General features: G+C 64.4%; 25 protein-coding genes, 1 tRNA gene and 1 riboswitch. Of the genes, 12 read left to right on the plus strand and 14 right to left on the minus strand.

Features of this window, described 5'->3' with window-relative positions; genetic code table 11:
* Window positions 1–19: 19 nt before the first annotated feature.
* From ACZ5Z0_RS06805 to ACZ5Z0_RS06815, 3 genes are all read right to left on the minus strand, one after another.
* Window positions 20–547: a SixA phosphatase family protein gene (locus tag ACZ5Z0_RS06805; RefSeq protein WP_464110437.1), complete on the minus strand. Its 528-nt coding sequence runs from the start codon at window positions 545–547 to the stop codon at window positions 20–22.
* A gap of 53 nt (window positions 548–600) precedes the next feature.
* Window positions 601–804: a dodecin family protein gene (locus ACZ5Z0_RS06810; protein WP_138767461.1), complete on the minus strand. Its 204-nt coding sequence runs from the start codon at window positions 802–804 to the stop codon at window positions 601–603.
* Between the two features lie 318 nt (window positions 805–1122).
* A complete protein-coding gene (locus tag ACZ5Z0_RS06815) occupies window positions 1123–1995 on the minus strand; it encodes a winged helix-turn-helix domain-containing protein (RefSeq protein WP_464110438.1) in 873 nt (290 codons plus the stop codon).
* A gap of 606 nt (window positions 1996–2601) precedes the next feature.
* On the opposite strand from ACZ5Z0_RS06815, the gene ACZ5Z0_RS06820 reads away from it, so the two are divergent.
* The 3 genes from ACZ5Z0_RS06820 to ACZ5Z0_RS06830 all read left to right on the plus strand — a co-directional run bounded on the left by ACZ5Z0_RS06820 (window position 2602) and on the right by ACZ5Z0_RS06830 (window position 5973).
* A complete protein-coding gene (locus ACZ5Z0_RS06820) occupies window positions 2602–3342 on the plus strand; it encodes a response regulator transcription factor (RefSeq protein WP_464110439.1) in 741 nt (246 codons plus the stop codon).
* A gap of 3 nt (window positions 3343–3345) precedes the next feature.
* Complete coding sequence (locus tag ACZ5Z0_RS06825; protein ID WP_464110440.1) at window positions 3346–4950, plus strand: sensor histidine kinase; 1605 nt, start codon at window positions 3346–3348, stop codon at window positions 4948–4950.
* A 108-nt stretch (window positions 4951–5058) separates the two neighbouring features.
* Window positions 5059–5246, plus strand: a riboswitch (cyclic di-AMP (ydaO/yuaA leader).
* A gap of 19 nt (window positions 5247–5265) precedes the next feature.
* Entirely contained in the window at window positions 5266–5973 is a 708-nt protein-coding gene (locus ACZ5Z0_RS06830) for an aggregation-promoting factor C-terminal-like domain-containing protein (protein WP_464110441.1), read from the plus strand.
* 107 nt (window positions 5974–6080) lie between these two features.
* On the opposite strand, the gene ACZ5Z0_RS06835 is transcribed toward ACZ5Z0_RS06830, so the two are convergent.
* From ACZ5Z0_RS06835 to ACZ5Z0_RS06845, 3 genes are read right to left on the minus strand one after another with little or no spacing between them, the layout of a single operon-like run.
* Window positions 6081–6458 (minus strand): VOC family protein, encoded by a 378-nt coding sequence (locus tag ACZ5Z0_RS06835; protein ID WP_464110442.1) that lies wholly within the window; start codon window positions 6456–6458, stop codon window positions 6081–6083.
* 50 nt (window positions 6459–6508) lie between these two features.
* Window positions 6509–7144: a uracil phosphoribosyltransferase gene (upp, locus tag ACZ5Z0_RS06840; RefSeq protein WP_464110443.1), complete on the minus strand. Its 636-nt coding sequence runs from the start codon at window positions 7142–7144 to the stop codon at window positions 6509–6511.
* Window positions 7145–7156: 12 nt separating this feature from the next.
* Window positions 7157–7999, minus strand: coding sequence for a phosphatase PAP2 family protein (locus ACZ5Z0_RS06845; protein WP_464110444.1), 843 nt, complete (start codon window positions 7997–7999; stop codon window positions 7157–7159).
* Between the two features lie 71 nt (window positions 8000–8070).
* Between ACZ5Z0_RS06845 and ACZ5Z0_RS06850 the strand changes: the two genes are divergently transcribed.
* Window positions 8071–8574, plus strand: coding sequence for a nucleoside deaminase (locus ACZ5Z0_RS06850; RefSeq protein WP_464110445.1), 504 nt, complete (start codon window positions 8071–8073; stop codon window positions 8572–8574).
* Between the two features lie 24 nt (window positions 8575–8598).
* Here ACZ5Z0_RS06850 and ACZ5Z0_RS06855 read toward each other — a convergent pair whose 3' ends face one another.
* The 4 genes from ACZ5Z0_RS06855 to ACZ5Z0_RS06870 form a co-directional block, all read right to left on the minus strand.
* Window positions 8599–9840: a DNA glycosylase AlkZ-like family protein gene (locus ACZ5Z0_RS06855; RefSeq protein WP_464110446.1), complete on the minus strand. Its 1242-nt coding sequence runs from the start codon at window positions 9838–9840 to the stop codon at window positions 8599–8601.
* A gap of 70 nt (window positions 9841–9910) precedes the next feature.
* Window positions 9911–10999, minus strand: a complete 1089-nt coding sequence (locus ACZ5Z0_RS06860) for a glycosyltransferase (protein WP_464110447.1) — start codon at window positions 10997–10999, stop codon at window positions 9911–9913.
* Between the two features lie 6 nt (window positions 11000–11005).
* Window positions 11006–11404, minus strand: a complete 399-nt coding sequence (locus tag ACZ5Z0_RS06865; protein WP_464110448.1) for a 6-pyruvoyl trahydropterin synthase family protein — start codon at window positions 11402–11404, stop codon at window positions 11006–11008.
* A 3-nt stretch (window positions 11405–11407) separates the two neighbouring features.
* The gene (locus tag ACZ5Z0_RS06870) at window positions 11408–12451 is read right to left on the minus strand and encodes a zinc-dependent alcohol dehydrogenase (RefSeq protein WP_464110449.1); all 1044 of its coding nucleotides are present in this window, start codon (window positions 12449–12451) and stop codon (window positions 11408–11410) included.
* Window positions 12452–12577: 126 nt separating this feature from the next.
* Here ACZ5Z0_RS06870 and ACZ5Z0_RS06875 point away from each other — a divergent pair.
* The 5 genes from ACZ5Z0_RS06875 (at window position 12578) to ACZ5Z0_RS06895 (ending at window position 17187) form a co-directional block, all read left to right on the plus strand.
* Window positions 12578–12667: transfer RNA gene (locus ACZ5Z0_RS06875), tRNA-Ser, on the plus strand.
* 773 nt (window positions 12668–13440) lie between these two features.
* Window positions 13441–14520, plus strand: a complete 1080-nt coding sequence (locus ACZ5Z0_RS06880; protein WP_464110450.1) for a hypothetical protein — start codon at window positions 13441–13443, stop codon at window positions 14518–14520.
* A 55-nt stretch (window positions 14521–14575) separates the two neighbouring features.
* Window positions 14576–15124 carry a hypothetical protein gene (locus ACZ5Z0_RS06885; protein ID WP_464110451.1) on the plus strand — a complete coding sequence of 183 codons (549 nt, stop codon included), beginning with the start codon at window positions 14576–14578 and terminating at the stop codon, window positions 15122–15124.
* Window positions 15125–15273: 149 nt separating this feature from the next.
* A complete protein-coding gene (locus tag ACZ5Z0_RS06890; RefSeq protein WP_464110452.1) occupies window positions 15274–16131 on the plus strand; it encodes a restriction endonuclease in 858 nt (285 codons plus the stop codon).
* A gap of 54 nt (window positions 16132–16185) precedes the next feature.
* On the plus strand, window positions 16186–17187 hold the full coding sequence (locus ACZ5Z0_RS06895) for an ABC transporter permease (protein WP_464110453.1): 1002 nt from the start codon (window positions 16186–16188) through the stop codon (window positions 17185–17187).
* Between the two features lie 189 nt (window positions 17188–17376).
* On the opposite strand, the gene ACZ5Z0_RS06900 is transcribed toward ACZ5Z0_RS06895, so the two are convergent.
* Window positions 17377–18192: a hypothetical protein gene (locus ACZ5Z0_RS06900; RefSeq protein ID WP_464110454.1), complete on the minus strand. Its 816-nt coding sequence runs from the start codon at window positions 18190–18192 to the stop codon at window positions 17377–17379.
* A 420-nt stretch (window positions 18193–18612) separates the two neighbouring features.
* Between ACZ5Z0_RS06900 and ACZ5Z0_RS06905 the strand changes: the two genes are divergently transcribed.
* Window positions 18613–19236, plus strand: coding sequence for a hypothetical protein (locus tag ACZ5Z0_RS06905; RefSeq protein WP_464110455.1), 624 nt, complete (start codon window positions 18613–18615; stop codon window positions 19234–19236).
* Window positions 19237–19610: 374 nt separating this feature from the next.
* Here ACZ5Z0_RS06905 and ACZ5Z0_RS06910 read toward each other — a convergent pair whose 3' ends face one another.
* Window positions 19611–20783, minus strand: coding sequence for an ATP-binding protein (locus tag ACZ5Z0_RS06910; protein ID WP_464110456.1), 1173 nt, complete (start codon window positions 20781–20783; stop codon window positions 19611–19613).
* A 75-nt stretch (window positions 20784–20858) separates the two neighbouring features.
* Window positions 20859–21143: a hypothetical protein gene (locus ACZ5Z0_RS06915; protein WP_464110457.1), complete on the minus strand. Its 285-nt coding sequence runs from the start codon at window positions 21141–21143 to the stop codon at window positions 20859–20861.
* A gap of 291 nt (window positions 21144–21434) precedes the next feature.
* Here ACZ5Z0_RS06915 and ACZ5Z0_RS06920 point away from each other — a divergent pair, with 291 nt between their 5' ends.
* Entirely contained in the window at window positions 21435–21665 is a 231-nt protein-coding gene (locus ACZ5Z0_RS06920; protein WP_464110458.1) for an antitoxin VbhA family protein, read from the plus strand.
* 439 nt (window positions 21666–22104) lie between these two features.
* A complete protein-coding gene (locus tag ACZ5Z0_RS06925; protein WP_464110459.1) occupies window positions 22105–22755 on the plus strand; it encodes a helicase associated domain-containing protein in 651 nt (216 codons plus the stop codon).
* Window positions 22756–22826: 71 nt separating this feature from the next.
* Here ACZ5Z0_RS06925 and ACZ5Z0_RS06930 read toward each other — a convergent pair whose 3' ends face one another.
* Window positions 22827–23357, minus strand: a complete 531-nt coding sequence (locus ACZ5Z0_RS06930) for a hypothetical protein (protein WP_464110460.1) — start codon at window positions 23355–23357, stop codon at window positions 22827–22829.
* Between the last annotated feature and the right edge of the window lie 13 nt (window positions 23358–23370).

Raw genomic sequence — 23370 nt, forward strand, 5'->3', positions numbered from 1 at the left:
CCGGCGCCGCGCTGGCCTGCTACTTCGCCCGCGGCACCTTGAAGTGCGTCAGCCGGGCGTCCTGGCCGTCGAGCTCGGCCCACGACTTCTCCGTCTCGAAGACGGTCAGGCCGCTGGTGGGGTAACGCGTGGCCGCGTCCATGTAGGCGTCATGGTTGGAGTCACGGGAGGCCAGGTGCATGGCAAGATCCTGCACGCCGGGCATGTGGGAGATCACCATGAGTGTCGTGACCGTGTCCGGGACGTGGTTGATGACCGCGAGCATGCGCAGGGCGGAGGCTCCGTAGAGGCCGTCCTCGAGTTTCGGCGTCGGGGCTTTGTCTCCCACTTCGCTGCACACCCAGGTGCAGGTCTGCCTGGTCCGCAGGGCGCTGGAGCACAGGATGAAGTCGGGAACCACGCCGTGTTTGAGGAGCCATTTCCCCGCCAGCGGCGCCTCGCGGTGTCCACGCTCTTCGAGCGGCCGTTCATGGTCGGCGACGCCGCCCGGCCAGTCCGCCTTGGCGTGCCGCATGAGCACCAGCCGTTTGATGTGATGCGCGCTCATGGCTCAATCCTAGTGCGGCGGGATTCGCCACGGGCGCGCATCACGAGGGTGCCTCAGTCGTCCAGGACGAAGGTCACCTCAAGCACCACGTGCCAGGCCACGACGGCGCCGTCGCTGATTTCGACCTTCTGCTCCTTCACCCAGGCCCCGGTGACATTGCGCAGGGTCTTGTTGGCCCGCTCGACGCCCTCCTTGATGGCGGCGTCAAACGAGGTTTTGGAGTTGGAGCTCAGGGTAGTAATACGTGCAACAGACATGGTTCCTCCCGATAGTCGGCTCGACGGGACCGAGACTACGCCGAAGCCCCCAAACGCAACAGAGTCCAAACTCCGCGGAGGCTCCTGCTCCGTCAGCCCGACCACGAGAGGCAGCCATTCGTGAGGGCTCAGCAGCGCAGCGACACATCCCGAAAGCGCGCGGAGGGCGGCGTTTTGCGTAGTGCCGCATCGCCGACCGAGGAACGAGGGAGGTGTCTAAGGCACGGCAAAATGCCGTCAGGCGCGCGCGACCTGCGCGCCGCGAAAGCGAAAGCGCCCGCCCCCAAAAAGGGACAGGCGCTTTGCGTGACGCTAAGGCTAGATGGAGTACTCCGGAGCGGCCCAGACAACAACCTCGGGGTGCTCGTAGAACCGGTAGCCCTGGCCGCGCACGGTCCGCACGGTGTTGGCCAGGCGGCCGAGCTTGGAGCGCAGCCGGCGGATGTGGACGTCGATGGTGCGCTCGTTGGGAACCTCTTCGGCATTGCGCCACAGGCCCTCGAGCAGTTCGTCGCGGCCCACGGTGCGCGTGCCGTTCTCGACGAGGTAGTTGAGGAGCTCGAATTCCTTGAACGTCAGGTTCAGGGACTCGCCGTCGAGCGCCACTTCGCGGCGGGCGAGGTCGATCAGCACGCCGGACGGACGCGGGTCCTGGGGCTGCTGCAGCCGCGCGTTGTCGGCGCGCTGGCGGGCTCCGGCGGTCGGGTCGCCGAAGGTGGACCGGACGACGTCGAGCGCGGATCCCGGGGCGGACGCGGGGGCGACGGCGACGGCGGCGTAGCTTTCGGCTCCGGCAACGAGGGACTGGGCGTACGCACGGATTTCCTGGGCGAGCTTGGCAATGGAAGTGCCGGCGGCGGCGGCGGTTTCCTCATCGATGCCCATGTAGAGCACGAAGCCGCGGGCCACGTTGTCGTTGGGCACGGGGCGGACCGGGCTGCTGTTGCCGGGGGCGATCACCGGAGTCGGCGCGGTGGCCGGGGGCGCCTCGGCGGCGGGGACGGCGCGCAACTGGCCGTAGGAGTTGGGATTGTAGCCCTGCGCGGCGTAACCGGGGGCGGGGAAACTGTTGCTTGCTCCCGCGGGGCTGTAGCTCGGACGGCCGCCAAAGCCCTGGCGGAGGCCGGATGCCTGGCCGGCCTTATTGGCGTTACGGACGGAGATGTGGACGTATCCGGATGCAACTGACATGGAATGCTTACCTCAATGTGAATGGCCGTCATCGCGGCTCGAATGCTGGTTTCCCCGCAATGAGAACTGGGGAGGGGCGCCCGACGCTGGGCTGGGGGCGAATGCCTAGAAACGTTCTGGGGTGTAGAAGTTAGGCGTGCATTCGACAACAACGCATCTCGGTACCAGCTGGTGCGCTGATCCAGGAAGCTGCGGCTGCAGGTGCTGTTGAGTTCTTGTTCACATTTGAAGTGTGCAACGTAACAATGAGAACTAGCAAGTAACAATGGACCTCAAAGTCCGCATTGTGAGACAAAAAGCTCGATTGTAGCGCAAGTCACAATTCTGGCCAGTCAAAGAAGCATGCTTCGTTTTTGTCCCCCGAGCGGTCAGTCACCGGAGCTTGTCGAATATTGTTCGGCGTGCCCCTCCGCCGGCGGGAAATCGTTCACGGTACGCCGGCGCGGCAAAATCACGGGGCCCGGACTCCGCCGCCGCCGCCGTCCCAGCGGGCGGACACCCGCAGAACCCGGCCGGCGGGTTGATCCAGCTCGCTAAGCTGTGATTCACAGCTGGCGCACAGGATCCCCAAAGCCATCCCCTACTGCCGGATTGGAGAGTTGTCCCATGGCCACCTCGCACTCCATGACCAACAACCTGCCCACCCTCACGCACCCGGACGGGTCTCCCATCCGCGCTTTGGTGGTGGACGACGAGCCGAGCCTCTCGGAACTTATGAGCATGGGGCTGCGGATGGCCGGCTGGTCCGTGGCGGTGGCGGCGGACGGCCCGGCAGCGGTGAAACTCGCCAAGGAGTTCCGGCCGGACGTGCTGGTTCTGGACGTTATGCTCCCGGGCTTCGACGGCGTCGAATTGCTGGGCCGGATCCGGGCCTTCGCGCCGGAGGTGCCCGCATTGTTCCTGACCGCCAAGGACGCCGTCCAGGACAGGATCACCGGCCTGGCAGCGGGTGGGGACGACTACGTGACCAAGCCCTTCAGCATGGAAGAGGTCCTGCTGCGGCTGCACCGGCTGGTCCAGCGCTCCGGTATCGCGGCCATGGACACCGCCGAGCTTGTGGTCGGGGACCTTGTCCTCAACGTGGACACCCGGGAAGTGACCCGTGCCGGCGAAGAACTGCACCTCACCGCGACCCAGTTCGAACTGCTGCGCTACCTGATGGAAAACCCGAAACGCGTGGTCAGCAAGGCCCAGATCCTGGACCGCGTCTGGGACTACGATTTCGGCGGCCAGGCCAACATCGTGGAGCTCTACATCTCCTACCTCCGCAAGAAGATCGACGCGGTCCACCCGCCGATGATCCATACCGTGCGCGGGGCCGGGTACGTTCTGAAACCGGCGGACTAGTCCGTGGCAGCCCCCGAGCGTGACCCCTCCGCCCCCGGCCGGGACTGGCGCAGCCCCTCAACCTGGCACCTGCGCACGCGCCTGGTCCTGCTCGCCATGGCCCTGCTCGTCGCGATCTGCGGCGCCGTCGGCCTGGTCAGCTACGCCTCGATGAATCTCTTCCTGACGAAGCAACTGGATTCCCAGCTTGACCAGGCCTCCGAGCGGGCCCGGGAGTTCGGCCGGCCCGGCAACGGGGACGGGCGACGGGACCCGCTTGAGGCGCGCGGCCAGGCCGTCGGGACCCTCAACGCCCGGATCCACAACGACGACGTCACCAGTGCCGGCTTCCTGGCCGAGGATGCCAGCCGGAAAGCCCTCTCCGCCGCCGACGCCGACGTCCTGCTCGCGCTCACTCCCGACGTACCGGCCGTTGACCGGACCCTGTCCAGCGGCGCCTACCGCCTCGTCGCCGCGCAGACCCCCTATGGCGACGTGATCGTCACGGGCCTGCCACTGAAGGAGAAGCAAGACACCCTCGCCTCGCTGGTGTGGACCATGGTGCTGGTCTCCGCCGGCGGGCTGGTCGTGATCGGATTGGCCGGAACGGCACTGATCCGGCGGACCATGAAACCCCTGGAGCACCTTTCCGAGGTGGCCACCAAAGTCTCCCGCCTCCCGCTCGACGCCGGCGAGGTCGCCCTCGCGGTGCGCGTGCCGCCGTCGGCCGCCAACCCCGCCACCGAGGTGGGCAGCGTGGGCTACGCCTTGAACCAGATGCTGGATAACGTCTCCAGCGCGCTTGAGTCGCGGCAGCAGAGCGAGATGAAGGTGCGCCAGTTCGTTGCCGACGCCTCGCATGAGCTGCGGACTCCGCTGACGGCCATCCGCGGCTACACAGAACTGATGCGCATGACAGAGCACTTCACCCCGGACGGCGAGAAATCCCTCGCCCGGGTGCAGAGCCAGTCGGAACGGATGACGACCCTCGTGGAGGACCTGCTCCTGCTGGCCCGCCTCGACGAGGGCCAGCCGCTGAAGTTCAGCGACGTGGATCTCTCCCAGCTTGCAATCGAGACGGTCAGCGATGAGAAGGTCATGGCCCCGGACCGCCTCTGGAAGCTGGAGCTCGCCGAGGAGCCCGTCGTGGTGCGGGGCGATGCTGCCCAATTGCACCAGGTGCTGGCGAACCTGCTTTCCAACGCTCGCAAGCACACCGAGCCGGGAACGACCGTGACCACGGCGGTAGAACGCACCAATGACGGCACCGCCATCGTCACGGTGACGGACAACGGCACCGGAATTGCCCCCGAATTCGTGGATAGGGTGTTCCGCCGCTTTGCCCGTGCGGACGCGTCCCGCCGGAACCCCGTTGGAACCGCGGCGCCGGCCGCAGTGCCATCCCGGGCGGGATCGCAGGCACCGGCGCCCGCCATGGCGCGGGCGCGCGCGGGCTCCGCCACCTTCACTTCCCCTGTTCCGGCGGCGACGGCGGAAGGCACCAGCGGTCTGGGGCTGTCCATTGTGCAGGCGATTGTCGAGGCCCACGGCGGCACCGTCCACGTCACGTCCGGGCCCGGCCGCACGCAGTTCGCCGTCCGCCTCCCCGAGGCGGCTCCGGCGACCTAGGAGAGGCAAGCTGCCGCGCGGTTGGACGAGGCCTCCGTTACCCAAATGTGACATCCAATGGAAAGTCCGGTACCGTTTTTAGGGTGCGGCCATCGATCTGGCCGCATATCCGGATTGACGCCAAACTCTGCCGCTTCCCGGATTCCGATGGATTAGGCAGAGACGGGGGACCCAGAGTTCCCGGGCATCTGCATCCATGCACCCTTGGGGTTAAGCCGCCACGTCGAGATTCCGTGCGGCCGGATTTTTGCATCCGAACCCGACAGCTAACTCCGTAGGCGTTGAGAGGCAAACATGACTCATTTCAAGGTACCCATGCGCCCACAAGGCGCAAAACAGGCATCCGAAGCCGCGATCGCGCGCCACCGCGCCGAGCCGGCGAAGCGCACGACACTGTCCCGGATTGGCGCCCGCGCGGGCTCCAAGGGCAAGCGCGCCGCCGTCGCGGCAACCGCCCTCGCGGTACTGCTGGGCGCAGGCGCCGCGGGCCAGGCCTCCAGCACGACGGCCCACACGGCAGACGCGTCCAAGGAATCGTCGCTGCAGAAGTTGGAGTTCGAACAGGTCGGCAGCAACTCCCCCGCCTCCCCCTCCACCGGCACTGTGGAAGCCAAGGCGGCGGAAGTCAAGCCCGCCGAAGCCCCGGCACCGCCAGCCCCGCCCGCGCCGGTCGCCCCAGCCGCCGCCCCCGCCCCGGTGCAGCCGGTCGCCGTCGACGATCCGGCCGGCGCGCAGGCCTATGCCGCCGCGCAATTGCCCGTCCACGGCTGGGCTCCCAGCGAGATGCCGTGCCTGCAGAAGCTGTGGACCAGGGAGTCCGACTGGAAGACCACCGCCACGAACCCCAGCAGCGGCGCCTACGGCGTGGTGCAGTCCCTGCCGGCGGAGAAGATGGCAAGCGCCGGCGCGGACTACCGGACCAACTACCGGACCCAGATCAACTGGGGCCTGAAGTACGTGCAGGACCGGTACGGCTCGCCCTGCGGCGCCCTGAACTTCCATTACGCGAACAACTGGTACTAAACAGCCGCCACACGGGCCCCGGCCCGGCGACACGCAAGGCCCCGGATTCAGTGCATCCGGGGCCTTGCGTGCGCCTGCAACCTTGGCGGTCCGCCCGCCCAGTAAGGCTAGGCGTTGGGACGGCCGGGGATGTATTGCACCGCCCACTTGTTGCCATCAGGGTCGGAGAAGTGGACGAAGTGGCCCCAGTCCTGGATGTCGACGTCGCTGACGTCCACGCCGTTGTCCTTCAGCTGCTTGTGGGCGGCCTGGATGTCGCTGACCACCAGTTGCAGGCCCGGGGCGGTGCCGGGCGGGGCACTGTTGAGACCCTCGCCGATCGCGATCGAGCACCCTGATCCCGGCGGTGTCAGCTGGACGAACCGGATGCCTTCGGTGGGCCGTTCGTCGTAGTCGGCGTTGAAGCCCACCTTGTTGACGTAAAAATCCTTAGCGCGGTCCACATCGGACACCGGGACAAATACGAGTTCAAGTTTCCAGTCCATGGGCACAGGCTAGTCCCGGATGCCGGACGCCGGAACCCCCGGCGTGGTGCCTAGCCTGCGATGCCGTAAAGGCGGTCCCCGGCGTCGCCCAGGCCGGGGACAATGTAGGACTTCTCGTTGAGCTTCTCGTCGATCGAGGCCAGGACGATGGTCACGTTGGCTTCCGAGAGCTCTTCCTCCAGCTTGGCCAGGCCCTCCGGCGCGGCGAGCAGGCAGATGCACGTGACATCCGAGGCGCCGCGTTTGAACAAGAACTTGATGGCCTCACGCAAGGTGCCGCCGGTAGCCAGCATGGGGTCCAGGACGAAGATTTGGCGGTCCGTCAGGTCCTCGGGGAGGCGCTCGGCGTAGGTGATGATGTCGAGCGTCTCTTCGTCGCGGGCCATGCCCAGGAAGCCGACCTCGGCCGTGGGGACCAGCTTGGTCATGCCCTCGAGCATGCCGAGTCCGGCGCGCAGGATCGGGACCACAAGCGGGGTGGGCTTGGTGAACGCCGTGCCGATGGTGGTGCTGACCGGAGTCTCGATGCTCACGGGTTCGGTGCGGACGTCGCGGGTTGCCTCGTAGGCCAGGAGCGTGACGAGCTCCTCGGTGAGCTGGCGGAAGACCGGGGACGGAGTGTTCTTGTCCCGCAGAACGGTGAGCTTATGGGCGACCAGCGGGTGGTCCACAACGAGAGTGCGCATGGGTCAAAACTATCACTCGGACGCCGAGGACCGTCCCGCCGGGCCGGGGGTATCGGCGTCGTCCGTTCCGCCCTCGCGGCTGCTCCCGGGGGCCCGGTCGCGCAGGTGGGCCTTGTTGTCGAACGTCGGTGCGGGGCCGGTGTGTTCCCGGTGCCGCAGCACGTGGAAGAGCCTGTGGGCCAGAATCACGATCCCGACCCAGCCCAGCCCGAGCACCCAGCCGATGATCACATCCGTCATCCAGTGATGGCCCAGGTACACCCGGCTCATGCCCATGGCGAAGATAAAGATCACACCGGCTGTGATGAAGCCAACCCGGGCGATCGTGCGCTTGACCTGCAGGCAGGCGAGGTAGACCACCAGCCCGATAACCACGGTGGTGTTCAGTGTGTGGCCGCTGGGGAACGACGGTGAGCTCTCGTAGGGCGGCACGGCGTCGGCGTAGTCGGGCCGCGTCCGGCCGATCAGCTTCTTGCCGAGTGACGTGGCAGTCACCGAAACCGCGGCGGCACCTCCGATCAGGATCAGCGGCCGCCAGGTCCGGGAGACCCAGATCAGCCACGCCGTCAGGACGCTGGCCAGAATCGGCATGCCGATGCCGCCGCCGATGTTCGTGAACCCGGTGACGAAGGAGTCCAGGCCCGGACTGCGCAGTTGCTCCATGTAGGAGAGCATCGGTTTGTCCAGGTTGGCCAGGCCGGCGTCGTCCACGACATTGTCATAGACCTCCGCGCTGGTCAGCGCCAGGGCCACGAGGACCACGCCGCCGATCAGCATCGTGATCCACAAAGCGGCGTACGGCACCACCCACTTGCCCCAGCGCCGCATCAGCCAGCTCTCAGTCCTGGTGCTCAATGCCGTCTCCCGACTTTCCGGTGCACCGCAAGGGTGCACAGCCTGCTTAGGATCGAAACTACCATTGACCCATGACTACGCCCGAGCCCCGGCATGCGGAATGGATGGGTCTGGCCCTCACCGAGGCACGCCGGGCGCTGGCCACCGCGGACGTGCCGATCGGCGCGGTCGTGATCGGACCCGACGGTTCGGTGCTCGGTGCGGGACGCAACGAGCGGGAGGCGCTTGGGGACCCGACCGCGCACGCCGAAATGGTGGCCATCGGGGAGGCAGCGTCCCGGCTGCGCGCCCGCCGCGCGCTGGAAGGCCTGAACGACGACGGCTGGCGGCTCGAGGACTGCACCCTGGTGGTGACGCTAGAGCCGTGCGCCATGTGCGCCGGCGCCGTGGTGCTGGCCCGGATTCCGCGGGTGGTCTTCGGCGCCTGGGATGAGAAGGCCGGGGCCGCCGGTTCCGTGTTCGACATTCTCCGCGAACGGCGGCTCAACCATTGGGTGGAGGTGTACGGCGGCGTCCGGGAGCAGGAGTGCGGGGCGCTGCTGCGGGACTTCTTCGCGGCACACCGCGGTGCCTGAGGCCGACGTTCGAGGCGCCTGAGGCTACCGCTCCGCGGTGGCGGTCGTGGACGCCCGCAGCGCGTCAATCCGTTTCTGCCGGGACGCCGGCGAGTCCAGGCTGAACGCCCGGAAATCGCCCAGGTCCTCCTTGATCCAGGTCTCCACCTCGGCGATCCTCCGGTCCACGGCGGGCGTAGCCTCACCGAAGACCCAGGCGGCGATCCGTTCCTCGGCGGGGTCGTACTGCCACAGGCCGATGATCCGGCCGCGGTCGAGAATCGGATGGTCCGGCAGGTCGGCCTGCAGCGCGAGCCGGCCCAGCGCTGGTTTGTTCCGCTCCTCCCCGGCCAGCAGTTCCGCCGCGTTCCGGCGCAGCAGCACCAGCGAATCGGTTCCGGCGAGCAATTGGATTTGTTCTTCGGAAGGCTCTTCGAAGACGGCGAGCCCGGCGACGTCGTCGGGCAGCATCCAGAGCGGGTCCCCGCCGGCGGCCGTGGGGACTTCGACGGCGCCGACGGCGGCGAGCGCGGCCTTGCTCTGCGCGACCGTGAAGCCGGTGAACCACTGCGACTGCTTGAAGGTGGCCCCTCCGGTCCAGCCGAGGTAGCGCCGGATCAGCTCGGTACGGACCTCCTCGTCGCTGAGGGTGCTTGGCTCCAGGTTCCAGGGTTCGTAGGCGTAGCGCTGCTGGTCGAGCCGGCCGGTCGCCGGGACGCGGCGGATCCGGCCGTCCGCCTGCAGGATGCCGAGCGCGGTGGGCAGCGTGGTCGCGGCACCCTTCTTCTTACCCTCCTCGCCAAGGTTGCGCACCGAATCCCCGAGTTCGTCCTTGAGCTGGCGCGGGTCCAGCGGGACACCGGCTTCCGCGAGGGTGTGCAGCACCTGCTCCTCGAGCAGCGCGATCTCGCCGCGGTCCACGCCCAGCCTGCCGACGACTTTGAAGCTTGCTTCAGCCGGATCCCGTCCCAGCCGCAGCGCCCACGCAAAGTCGCCGCTGCCGAGCACGTAGGTGCAGCCGCGGGCCGTCGGGAGTTCCAGGATCCGGTGGGACTGCACGTCGGCGTCCACCTGTGCGCGCCGAATGCCCGCCCGGGCGAAGAGCGTGAGGTACGGGTTAGCCCCGCCCACGGACCGCGCCCAGCCTGCCCGGGCAAGGATTTGTTCCGCCGTGCACCCCGCCAGCGAGCCGTCCAGGCCCTGCCGGTGCCACGACCAGGCACGGAGCCGCCCGGGGGTGAGGCTCTCGACGGGTGGCAGCAGGACGGTCATGGGCTCGGTGGTCATGGGGTCATTCTCCACCCGCACCGCCCAACTAGCTCGCAATAGGTGCCGTTATGGGCCCTGAAATCGGCAACTACTGCGAGTTAGTTGGGTGGGCCTGCGGCTCAATTCCGAGAATCGCCAGCACAGCCCGCGCCGTGGCGTCCCAGCCGGGAAGGCGCTCCCGCGCGGCCTGGGCTGCGGCCCGCCATTCGGCACGGAGCGCAGGTTCGGTGAGCCAGCGGCGGAGCATGGCGGCCAGCGGCGCCGGGTCGACGGCGAGCGCGACGGCGGCGCCCGGCAGACCTGCTGTGCCTGGCGCGCCCGGGGCGGCCGCGGCCGCGGGGGTTCCTGCGGCGAGCGCCTCCACCGCGCCCGTGCCCTGCCGCACGATGACGGGAATGGCCCGGGCCAGGGATTCGGTGACCACCAGCCCGTAGGTCTCGGCACGCGATATCAGCAGGCTGAGGTCGGCGGCGGCCCATTCGGCGTCCAGCGCGGCCCCGCGCAGCTCCCCCGGGATGCGGACGCGCCCAGCCACGCCGAGGCGTTCGGCTTCCCGCCGGAGCAGCGCGGCGTAGGCAGGGTCGGCCGTGTCCGAGCCCGCGAAGGACGCTGTCCAGGGCAGGTCCGTGAGCCCGGACAGGGCGCGCAGCAGCAACAGCTGGTCCTTGTTGGGCAGCAGCGCGGCCACCGCGAGCAGATGCGGCGGCTCGGAGCCGACGGCGGGCGGGGCGGACGCCGTTCCCGGCAGCGCGACTGCGATCCCGTCGATTCCGTACCGCTCGCGCAGGTCCGCCCCGGCCGAGCCGCTGGTACAGATCACTCCTGCCGCTGCCTGCAGGGCACGGCGTTCCAGCGCCGGGTGCGTGCTGAGAGGCATGTGGAGCAGGATCCAGGCGGGCACCCCGGCGCCGGCCGCCGCTTCCAGCTCATCGGGCGCCCCGCAGGCCACCAGGCCGTCCACGAGTGTCACCCGGCCGCCGTCGGCGTCGGCAAGCAGCCGTCCGAACCGCTGCCGGTCCTCCGGGCTGCCGACCGGCCAGTCGCCGTCGACCCCGCAGGCCTCGGCCGCCACGCCGAGGCCTGCGACGGCGCGCAGCAGCGCGGCGTTGTAGGCGTTCCCGCCCGAGTGGTGGCGCACGTTGCCTGGCAGGACCAGGCGCAGGCCGGCTGGGTCCACGGGCTGCTAGCCGGCGTCGAACTCGAGCGAGTAGCTGGCCCAGGCGTCCGGGGTTTCGCGCAGGGTGACGTCGATGCCGGCGAGCGCCTGCCCGTCGGTGCCGACGCGGATCTTGGCGGCGACGGCGTGGGCGATGTACTGGGCCAGCGCTTCGGTGGTGCTGAGTTTGCCGGCGAAGTCCGGGTGCTCGTCCAGGTTCTGGTAGTTCAGGTCCGCCAGGATGGCGTCCAGCACCTCGCCGGCCTCGCCGATGTCCAGCACGATCGAGTCCTCATTCAGCGTCCGACGGCGGAAGGTCACCTCCGTGACGAAGGTGGCCCCGTGCAGTCCCTGGGCCGGCCCGAAGGCGGGGCGCGGCAGGCTGTGGGCGATCATGAAATTGCGGCGGACGGTCAGGCTGAACACGGTTTACCTCGTGGTTTCTGTGGCTGGGGCATCGGCGGCTGGGTATTCGATGACATGGCAGAGCGCGTCGAGGCTGCCGTCGGAGAGGCGCCGGACGACCTCGGGCAGCTCGCTGAAGGCGGACGTGCCGGTGAGGAAGGTGTCGAAGACCGGGTCGGCCAGCAGCGAGACCGCGAGTTCGAGCCGGTCCGCGGTGGTGCGGCGGTGCCGGCGGGCGCGGGCCACGACGCCGACCTGGCTGGCGCGGATGGAGAGCCGCCGGGCGTGGAAGTCCTCCCCCAGCGGCAGGGTGATGCGGCGGTCAGCGTACCAGGACATCTCGATGATTTCGCCCTCGTCGCCCACCAGTTGCAGGGCGCGTTCGAGACCGGCCTGCGAGGCGGAGCAGTGGATCACGATGTCGCAGTCCGGCAGTGCGTCGTCGGGGTGGCTGAAGTCGACGCCGAGGGTATCGGCGAACGCGCGCTTCGCGGGGTCGACGTCGATGAGCTGGAGCCTGCCCACCGGGAAGGACCCGAGCAGCTTGGCAACCATGCCGCCGACGAGCCCCGCGCCAATGACGGCCACCCGGTCGCCGAGGCGCGGGCCGGCCTCCCAGAGGGCGTTGACCGCGGTCTCCACGGTGCCGGTCAGCACGGCACGGCGGGCCGGGACGTTCTCCGGGACGACCGTGAGCGACGCGACCGGGACGACGTAGCGGTCCTGGTGCGGGTGCAGGCAGAAGACGGTCCTGCCCACCCAATCCGCCGGGCCGTCCTCGACGACGCCGACGGAGAGGTAGCCGAACTTCACCGGCGACGGGAAGTGGCCTTCCTGGTGGGGCGCAGCCATTTCCTCGGCGATGCACTCGGGCACGCGGGCGTGGTGCACCACCATCTCGGTGCCTTTGCTGATGCCGGAGTAGAGCGAGCGCACGACGGCCTCGCCCGGGCCGGGGGCGGGCAGTTCCGCGCTCCGGAGTTCGCCCCGCTCCCGGCCGACGGTCCAGTAGGCGGTTGCGGTGGTGTGGCCCGAGGGTGCGGGGCTGGTGTTATAAGAGGTGCTCATCTTGCTTACGAATCTAGTGCCGCGGGCGGGCCGGGGGAAGCTTGGGTGCCGCGGGCGGGGCGCGGCGGGGCGCTTTCGGCGGCCGTTTTGGGGTTGGGCGCCTTGCTCCGGTACCCTAGTCAGGTTGGTGACGTGTCCGAGCGGCCGAAGGTGCAACACTCGAAATGTTGTTTGGTGTAAAAGCCAACGTGGGTTCAAATCCCACCGTCACCGCCAGATAGCGAGGCCCCCGCTTCCCTTTATTTACAAGGGAAGCAGGGGCCTTTGCTTTGCCCGACTCTGGATCATTGGCAAAGAATTGGCAAAACTTGATTACGCCTCCCCCGGCCGCACCCCAACTCTGGGCTTCAGCTCCGAAGTCAAACCCCATGTCCGGTCTGCACCTTCTGACATACCTCGCCGGACCTATCCACTCCGGGGTAATCAACGACACTGCGCTGGAAACGCTCCGATCCGCGGAAGGGCTCAGGGAAGAACTCCCCCGAAATAACGCGTGAGGCGAACCCAGGGCAGGAACTCATCCAAACGTAGACGACCGCCCTCGACGGTCGTCTAGTGATGTGCGGATTGACATCCCACCGTCAGACGCGAGAGAAGGCCAGCCCGGCTCCAGACCGATAGAGCAATCAGGGCCATTTGCCTAGGTCACCGGACGCGGGCTAGCCAAGTTCCTTCAAGCAGGCCCGTCAGGTTGGAATCTAAGACTGCTTCACCGAGTGAGTGCCCGACGCGGACTCTGACCTGACGGTTTTTGAATGACCGACTGACGTCAGGCCGGGGTGTGCCCTAGGTGGGCAATCTCAGGAGAGGAGTATGGTTGCCGGAAGCCGCTTCGACAATCTGGTTCGCCGAGTTCCTGTGAGACGAGATTCAGAGTCACGGGAGTGTGCAAATAGCGGAGAGCCGTAGCAGGGCAGGACAATAGGGGTACCCGTTTGCATTAGTCTTTTGTGAGCGCCACGCGCAGACCGCCTCATCGAAAGGACGCCATGAAGGCATCCCACGGTTACCTCGTCTTCTTGATAAGGATGAACGAACCCCACCGCATCTCGCAACTTCATCGCCTGAGTGCCTTCGGCGAGAAGAGGGACCTTGATCTCTTAGTCCTAGCGGAAAAGTCCTTGACCACGATTCGGGATAAGTATTTTCGTGAGAACGGCAGCGTCGAGGGCTATCGACTTCGACAAGTTAGCGTCGAGGGTCGGACGTTGTTCGTCCAGGTAAACAAGGGGCCGCACAGTACTGGCGGCGAAGCCTATGAAACGACGACCGGTAAGTCGATAGATGTGCCAAGTACGACTGCAATGCTCAACAGGATGCGCTGTATGTTGGCTCTGCCCAAGGACGCGTATTACGGCCTCTTGTTTGCAGAACGACATGGCAACCGGAACCTCAAGGAAGTCATTCGAGGGCAAGCCCTTACACCCAACGCAGTTTTCAACAACATGACCATTCATGTCGACGCCTTTGCGGAATCTAAAGACTGGGAGAAACTCTTGAAGGGGCAACAGGCATTGAGCCTGACTCAGCACCTTGAGATCACGGACACCACAACCGACGGTTCGACGTCGAGGACGCCGGTGAAGCTCGTGGCCGAAGGTCCCCGAGTCAACAAAATCACCAAGGGTTTAATAGGGGCAATAACATCGAGAGCGCAGCGCCGGGAAGCAATACTAGACGCCATGAGTACGGCTGCGGACCTCGAAGAAAAGAAGGTGGCTCAGAAAAGCGCCTTTTCCGTAGCTGATGAAACTGAGCTTGCCAACCAGAAAAAGGCTCTCCAGGATCTGAAAAAATCACCTGAGCTTGCCGACGAAATTAGAGACCAGCTCAGGGGCGCTGTCCCGGTGCACGTCGAGGGGGACGTACAGCATAAGCGTGTTGAAGTTGTCACAGGTCAGGATCGCCCGGAACGGACATTCAGCGTGGATCGAAACAGCCTGCCTCAGTTTGTCTACCACACGGCTGAGACCCTTTCTGATGACGAGTTGTTCAAGACCTGGGTGGCCCACGCTGAGACGATATTCTCCTCTCGTGGTATCAGATTGCCATCAAACTGGGCTTCGTGATAGTCACTGTCAGCACCTTCGGGTACCGTCATGAGTAGGGAGGGCCGCCAGGGCAATGATGACATTCAAAGAACGCACCGGGCTCCATGATGTGCTGCGCGACAACATGGAAACATGGTCCATTCGAGTTGGTGCGGAACGGCGCAAGGACCGGCGAAGAGCCTTCGCCTGGTACTACGTTGTTCCAACGATATTTTCGATGATCCCGGTCATATTGGCTGTTACCCAGGTGCACGAGATTCGCATCGGGGGCGTTGGGCCGATACTTTCGGGTGTTTCCATATTTACGGGTCTACTCTTTGGACTACTAGTATTGATGTTCAACACCGGCGTCGCCGTGAAAAAGGACCGGAATGCCCTTGAGAACGCCCACGGTGTCGCACAAGTTATCGATGACGCGCGCGCCAACGTTACGTATTCGGCGTTAGTTGCTTTGTTACTGGCTTGCGTACTTGTATGCGCTGCCGCTACGAACCGTTCGCAGGACGGCGTGTTGGCTTGGGGCTGGACTGCTCCTCTAGCATGGCTGGGAAGCCACCTGATGCTCAATGTCCTAACCATACTGAAACGTTTGCGAACTGCTTTCAACAACATCACTCGATAGTGCAACAAATCACTTACGCGTATCTTCGCTGCGTCTTACAAAGCAGCTTGTCCTGAAGGGCATGATGCACGCACCGGGCGGTATCACGGCCAAGCTAGTTTACCCGCCGGTACTGCACAAACAACGATGTTTTCCCTTACGATTGGGCGATGGAGAGCTCAGAGCCACTCTTGGTTTGGCGGAGTACAGAGGAAGCTGAATACGTCCCCATTACTGCGGGTGAGCATGGACGTGGCTTTTATTGCCCGTACTGCGGCGAACTGCTGGTGAAAACGAGTGTGCAGACGGCCGACTGGCAAGGTGACTTGTCCGGTATGGATTGTTTTTTCTGCGGTTGGACTCAGTGGCACATGGAAGAGAGCTGGTGCTCACTTTACGACGAAGCCCAGGATCGTCAGGCCATATTGTTGGAGCGAACCTTAAGCGACCCGGATCTGGCAATATCCGAAATCCGTGCAGCCTTGTCGCACTCTCCCAGCATGGCGGTCGAATTGACCCCACGTCGATTCGAGGAAGTTGTGCACAGCGTGTACCGCGAACTCGGCTATGACGCTGTGCTCACTCAGCAGTCAAAGGATGAGGGTCGTGACCTTATACTGTTTGGGAAATCTCCGAAAGACTTCGCCATAGTGGAGGTAAAGCGTTACGCCAACCGCGTGGGCGTTGAATTGGTCCGACAGTTAAGGGGAGTCCAGCTACGCGAAGACGCTCCTCGAGCCATTTTGGTTACCACTACTGGGTTCACGGCGGGAGCAAAGAAGGAAGCTGCCCACAGGGTCCCCGCTCGTAAGGGTTATGCCATGGAGCTCGTCCTTATTTCTGAGCTTCTTTCCGAAATTGCCGTGACGCATGAACCATTGGCAGATGTCATGGCAAGCGGCCGCGGCAGGGAAAATTATCGACGATGGTTCAACGACACCTTTCAACTCTCGGTACGCGATACTGTGAACCCACTGGTTGAGTCTGGAGGACCAAAGACCTTGATCACAGGCTGGTGGCGGTCCTAGTCATTCACCTACACCGACGCCTCCGGACTCATCACCCCGGCCATTGCCACTGCCGTGGGCGGCCGGCAGGCCAGCGATCCGGACAAAGCGCTGCAGGACGTCAAAGACGGCGCAACCGACGCCCACTTCGCTTACCCCGCCGACCCGGCCACCCAGCCGGTCAAGGTCTACGGGCAGGACCAGGGGATCTTCGACAACGGCAAGTACGACGCCGTCGCCAGACAGCTCCTCACCGCCTCCGCCCAGGCCGCCATCGGCTCACCGCAATTGATGGCCGCGGCCAGCGGCGACGTCAAGACCGAATCCCAGACCTTCAAGGATGGCCAGCCGAGCGGGGGCCTGGGCTCCGCCGTCCCGCCGCTGATGTTCCTGCTGATCTTCTACGTCTCGATCATTTTGCTCTCCAACCAGATGCTCAATAGCACCTTGGAAGAGAAAGAAAACCGGGTCACCGAAATGATCCTCACCACCGTGAACCCGACCACCCTGATCATCGGCAAGGTCATCGCCCTGTTCGTGGTCGGCATGGTCCAGATTTTGGTCTTCCTCACCCCCATCGCCGTCGGCTACGCGTTCTTCCGCGACAAGCTCGCCATGCCCGACCTGGACCTGTCGACCCTGACCTTCGAACCCGGCACCATGATCGTCGGGGCACTGCTGCTGCTGGGCGGCTTCACCGTCTTCACCGGAGTCCTGGTTGCGATCGGCGCGGTCATGCCCACCGCCAAAGACGCCGGCACGATCTTCGGGCCCTTGATGGCGCTGATCTTCGTCCCCTTCTACGCCATGACCCTCATCGTCTCGGACCCGCGCGCACCCATCGTGCAGATCTTCACCTACTTCCCGCTCTCAGCCCCCGTCACCGCCCTGCTCCGCAACGGTTTCGGCACCCTCTCCCCCGTCGAGGCGATCATCGTCATCGCCGAACTCTTCATCATCGGATTCCTCATCCTCCGACTCGCCGTCCACCTCTTCCGCTACGGGTCCATCCAGTACTCGGGCAAACTCTCCATCGCCGAGACTTTCCGCAAACGCAGCCCGCTCACCGGAAAATGACATCGTAAGGAAGTTGCAGCGAAGTCTTCGAGCTGCTCTCAGACCGGGGCACCGGCGGGGTTAGGACGCTGGTCACCAGCCAAGATCCGTTTTCGTTCGACGTCTTGCTTGTCCGCTATCCTCTAGGACGCTCGACGGTTTCACCGTCTAGGCCATTCCACGGCGACAGTCATGATTCAAGGTCCCTATTCACGAAGCGCGCTGGTTCTCGATCGAAAGTGAGATGGCACTGTACCCCGCCTCCGTAAGGAAACGGTTCACCAAATCAGTTACACCACGCAGGATCTCAATCAACGTCTCTTCCAAAGGAAATCCTGCCTTTGCGGAGGTTTGGCTCATAGCAGGTGCAATGTTTAGGTCCAAGGCGGACTCCTCTACAGCAAACCCCCAGAAATTCGGCTCACCGAGAGGGTCCGCGTATCGCTGCACCCGGTTCACCCGAAAGCGATACGTGGGGATCACTTCCACGGCCATGCGGTGCTTATCCCTATTGCTTAGGTCGAGTAACTTCGCGGACCAGTCCACACCGACGAACGGCTGCACTTCGCGTATCCAGCTCGCGTGCTCAGGAGTGATTCCGGGCAAGGAGCTTCGCTTCTCCTTGCCCCACCGGTCCCGATCCAGCACGAGAGGAAACTTGGTATTGTCACGAGCGCTGCTGCCGTCCAACCAGACCACGTGGTATGCGCAGTAGTCCAGCGCGATTCGAGCGTGGTGAAGCACCTCACTGGCAAGAAACGTAAGTGCACGAGCTGTGGGCATTTGCGACCAGCTCCAGTCCACGAGGGACAGCTGCAGCTCATGGGGCGCGCTCTTGGGTGCGCGCACGACGGGATACCCTGCCCACTCCATGGCCAAGTCAGGCATCCGTTCCTGTAGCTCGCTTAATCGTCGACCGGCCTCGACTACCCGCCATGCTGCAGGGCGAAAATTGGGGCCGGTAGTGTCCAATACCGGCACTAGAGCTAGGTAGGGATCAATGGGTTGTGGGTTGGAATCAGTCACGTTGTCCATCGTTGCAGATCTCGGTGCCCAAAGGCGCTGCAGCCTTCCGTGACCTGTGGGCTGCCGTGTAATGGCAGTCTGCTTTGGGCTGCTCCGTCGTAGGCGGGGACGCCGCGTTAACGATCACGGTACGCGCACCGGCAAGCCGACCAGCATGAGGCCCCGAGGGTCTCCAACTTACCCGCGCCCTAATGGAATTGTTTACGTCTCGCGGGGACTGCATCCTCAAGGTGCTGGAAGGTCCGGCCCGTCGCAGTCTTCCAGGTAATTCTGCCGTTGATGCTACCGTCTAAACCTACTGCGCCAGCGATGCTAGAACTGCTTAACAGCTGCTGCTCTACTAGACGTAATCGTCATGCGGAATCTTAAAAACGCCCTGCATGAGAGGATCAATCTCACGACCATAAGGGGTGCTATCGCATGGCTAAAACGTCTTCCTCTGTTCTTGACCTTCTCCAAAGTGACTGCCTGGAGTTGCTTCTCGCCTTGGCAGCCTACGATGCGCATACTTCTAAGCCCTGGTCGCAATTTCAAAGCCGGGAACAGCTCCACTTCCACAACGTGACGGCCAGAGAAGCCGAGACGATGCTCGCGCTTCGGGTCTGCCGCTTTGACGACGAGGCGAGCAATCAAGTCTGTTTCAGGACCGCCCTGAAGGACGTCAAGGAAAATTTGCACGCGGATGCAGTGACAGAAATTCAAAACAGGATCAAGAGCTTCCGCATCGCGATCAATCCCATCAAGACAACAGTACGAAACAGATATGGCGCACATCGTGACGTGCAGACGAAAGTACCCCAGGACCCGAGCGCCTGGGCTATACGTGTCGTCGGCTCGACCGCTGCAAAGGATAAGACGAACCATCCTTCGTCAGCACTGCAGATCGACAAAGTCGGGATTGACGCCATCCGTGCAAGAGCGGGAGAGATTGTGAAGCTGGTCGACCTCCTAAGCGGTACGCCCCATCGCTATGTCATGAAGTCAGGCTCCGTAGAGCCCGGAGTGGACCTGCGCACCCTCTGCGAGATCGAAGTAGCGCGCTAGATAGCTAGCTGGGAATCGGAAAGGTCCCGGGCCGGTGCACTGTCTGTCGTATAACCACTTGGCTGGCTTCCTGGTCTCGAAATCACCCCGAAGCATTAGACGGACATCCACACCATAGTGGCCATTATGTTGTGGATTGACTGCGCACTCTCGGCCCGACATGCTGCCAACAACTTGTCGGTGTTTGCACGATGACCCACCTGTATTCGCACTTGGGCCGACAGACTTCGGTCGGCGGGTGACGCGGGAGGATGGTCTCGCCTCCAGTGAGGGACACCTGACACTAGGTTCGAGCCATCCTTTGGGACCTCGGCCGGCACCCGCGGGAATGACCCTGGATAGCCACCTCGAGCGGTCGAGAGTCGGAGCTGCGGTCAGGCGCCCTCGAATCGTGAAATGTAGTCTGCCATCCCGGGGACGGTGAACGCCACCCGACCGAGCGCCGGTGCGTAGATAATGCCCTTGCGGATCAGCGAGGAGCGGGTCATGGTCATCGAGCTTTGCTTCTTTTGCGCCCTGGCGGCCAGGTCGGCGGTGCTGGACCCCTCGTCGCCGTCGACGGCCATGAGCTGTAGATACGACTTTTCGGCCTTGGACGCCCGCTCCCAGCGGGACGGAAAGAAGCCCTGGTCAAGCTGCTGGCGGCCGATCTCCACGGCAACTTGAGCGTCGCTGAGGGTGATGACCTTCTCGGGTGCGGTCTCCCATGCGGCGTAGCCGTACTCCTGCAGGAAGTACGGATAGCCGCCGGAAGCGTTCAGGAGCAGGTCTGTGGCGGCCGGCTCGAAGGATGCGCCGAATTTCGCGGCGGGGACAGTCAGGGCGGACTCCGCCGCCGGGCGCGGCAGCGGGCCGATGCTGCGGTAGTTGAACAGCCGCTCGGCGTAAGAGCGGGATTCGCTGAGAACAGAGGGCAGGTTGGGCAGGCCGGCGCCGGCGATGTAGAACGGCCATTCCCGCTGGTTCGCCAGATGCTGCACGCTGAGCAGCGCCGTGATCAGGGGCGCGTCAAGGTCCTGCATCTCGTCGATCACAAAGACCAGGCCAGACCGTTTCTCTGTCAACGCCGTGCAGAGATCCTCGACCAGCTCTTCAAGGTCAACCTCGATGGATCCCGAGTCCGCTCGGCCGTGGTTGAGTGCGACACCGATGTCGATACCGGTAACCCCCAGTTTGGCGGAGAAGGAAGCCACACTGCCAAGGGCGGATTTCAAAGTCGCTCCGGCGCTCCTGTTGTTGAGCTTTCGCCCCGCCTGGAGAAGATTCCTCGCCAGCTTCGCCCTGATGGCGTCCGGGCCGCCGTCAGCGTCCAGGCCTTCAAGGGTGACCACCATGAATTCCGCACGTTCGGCCTGCCGACGGAACTCGTTCAACAGCACGGTCTTCCCGACACCCCGGAGCCCGTGCAGGACAATCCCACGGTCCGGTCGACGCTGCCGGGCCTTGGCCATCAGCAGGTCGAAGGCGTCCACCTCGTCCTGCCGGCCAGCCAGCTCCGCCGGACGACGGCCCGAGCCGGGCGAATACGGGTTCAGTGCGCTTTCCATATCCGCAAGCATAAAGCCATATCCACAAAAATGGATATCGGGTTATGAGGCCTTATGGGGACTCTTCGACTGGAGCTAGAGCCTGCTGCTGCCCTTCCACTCCTCCGCCGTCACTCGCTTGATGCTGGCAGAGTGCGCCCAGCCAAGGTGGTAGATACCGGACACATCCAGCCACTCGATCAGGCCGTAGTTGTTTGACCAGGCGACGGCCTTGCCGTAGATGCTGCCGACCTGCACCATGGGACGGCCGTACTTCGGGAAGTCCCGAATCGGCGAGGCGTCGTCCATCGGACGGACCTTGTCGGCGTCCAGGCGCGCCATAATCCGCTCCATATCCTCGGGAGAGCCTGACTTGATCACGGCTCCATCTTAGGACGACTTCGGGGCATCTATCGAACACATATTCTCCACAGACTTCTCCACATGTGAACATGTCTTCGGTTACAGCCGTTCGCCGCGAGAACCTGCGATGACCGCCGCAAGTACGAGTGCGTGGGGACACGTCCCCTGACGGGCTAGCCACAGCAGCGTGAGCAATTCCGATTCCGAGCAGACGGCTACGCTGTCTTCATTTACCCAGCGGGACGACCGGGGGTCCCCTACTCAGTCGATAAGCTTGAAGGACCAGCAGTACCACACGAGGAAGTCGCAATGGGGAGCACCAGCAAGCGCAGACTGCCGATAGACACGGCCGCCGTTCAAGCTGACCGCGTCCTGACCCCTGAGCAGAAACGCGAGCTCACCATCGACACGATGGCCAGCTGGGCCCTGGAGGGTATGGAACCCAGCCGTCAGACCGTCGAAAACATCAATGCGTTCTTGCGCGGCGAAGTCACCATGGATGAATACCTGCGGAAGTTGAAGGGATCGTGCCCGCGGTAGAGGCTTGCAGCGGCATCGGAACGTCCCCCACCAAGACCTTTGAGCCGCGCCGTGGCCGGATGATGACGCCCGTAATGGACGGGCCGTTGTCGCTGCCGCGCCGTATGAAGAATGGGGGTCGATGTTTCCGCTCAGGCTGGCCCGAATCGAATTGCTTTCACATGGCCTGCGCTTTAGTACCCTAGGCCGACGCATGCTCACGCGTGCCTACTAGCTATGCGCCATCGGTAGACGAGGGCCGGGCGGAACCGAGGCTTCGCAGACCATCCTTTTATACAGCTTTACATTTTTTATATTCTTTATATTTTATAAATATGCCCATCCAGCCGCCTTTGCGACTCCTGACGAGCACCACCCTTCGGCCCCCGTCAGGCGATTTGCGAACTTACATCCACCGAGGACCTCTCCAAGCCATCGCAGTGGCAAGATGACACCCATCATGGACAGGAAGTTGCGGCGCGCTCCTGACGCGGAATGGGTGTTGATGTACCGGCTCGGGCTGAGCCGGAAACGCATCGCCGAGCTGGTGCGCGCCGAACCCGCCACCGTCGGTTACCACCTTGTCATCGCGCGCCGCCGGGATCCGGAGCTTGAGGCGGCACATGTGGCCGCCGCCGGAACCAAGGCTGGCCCCTCCCCCGCGGAACTTGCCCGCATGGAAGTGATTATCGCCTGGATCAAGGCCGAAGGCAGGCTCCCCCGGGACGGCTCCGAGGACAAGGAAGAACGGTTTATGGCCCGGTGGCTCTCGGACCGACGCCGCGAAGCGGCCGAGGAGACCCTTGACCCGGGCTACCGTGACGGTCTGGCCCAGGTGCCAGGGTGGCAGAAAAACCGCAGGGAGTCCGAGGACGACGAACGCTGGCACCGCCGTCTCGCCCAGCTCGCGTCCCACCGCGAGGAAGGCCACGACTGGCCCCGCCACAAGGACTGCGATTCTGAGCGGGAACATACCCTAGGCGTGTGGATCCACACCCAGCGGTACAAACACCGCCGCGGCGACCTCGCTCCCGACAAGGTCAAGCTCCTCGACGGCGCCGTCCCCGGGTGGCAGACCGGCAGGACCCGGGGCCGCCCACCCAGCAGGTAAACGAGAGACCTGCACCGCGCCGGCGGAGTCGTCGCTCAAGTCATCACCGCCTCTACGGGCGCGACTCCATCTCAGCGACGCTGGGAAAGCCATGTATCGAAGTCGTGAATCTTGATCTTGTGGGCGTCCGTCGGTTTGTGTCCCCATCGCGACATCTGATGGTGTAGGTATTGCAGATAGTCACGGGCATTGTCCCACCAGACCGAATCGTGAGCCGCTACAGGATGGTCCTCGGGAACGGAGAAGAGATTCGACGTTCCGATCGCACCGAAGTGCTCCCCCAGCGCGGAAGCGACGCTTCTCCTGACATGACGCCAGGATCCAGGGAGCAAAGTCTCATGCCTGCGGTACGTGGTCTCCCAGAGCGCGACCGCCTCAAAGATCTCCTGAGACGGGACGGGGTGGATCTCCGAACGCACGACGAGCTTTTGAAGGCTATACAGTCTCTCGCAGAGGGAGGCCGCCGCCTCGCGCTCCACCGCCCGTCGATCGCTCCTGTCCTCGCGCCTCAGAGTCCACCTATGAGTGAGGAACGCCGCGGTCAGAACGCCAACGGCGGCGAGGACTGCTGCAATGAGCGGGACGGCCAAACTCTCGTTCATGCTCCTCCTTCAT

This window comes from Arthrobacter sp. T2-23, assembly GCF_055398325.1.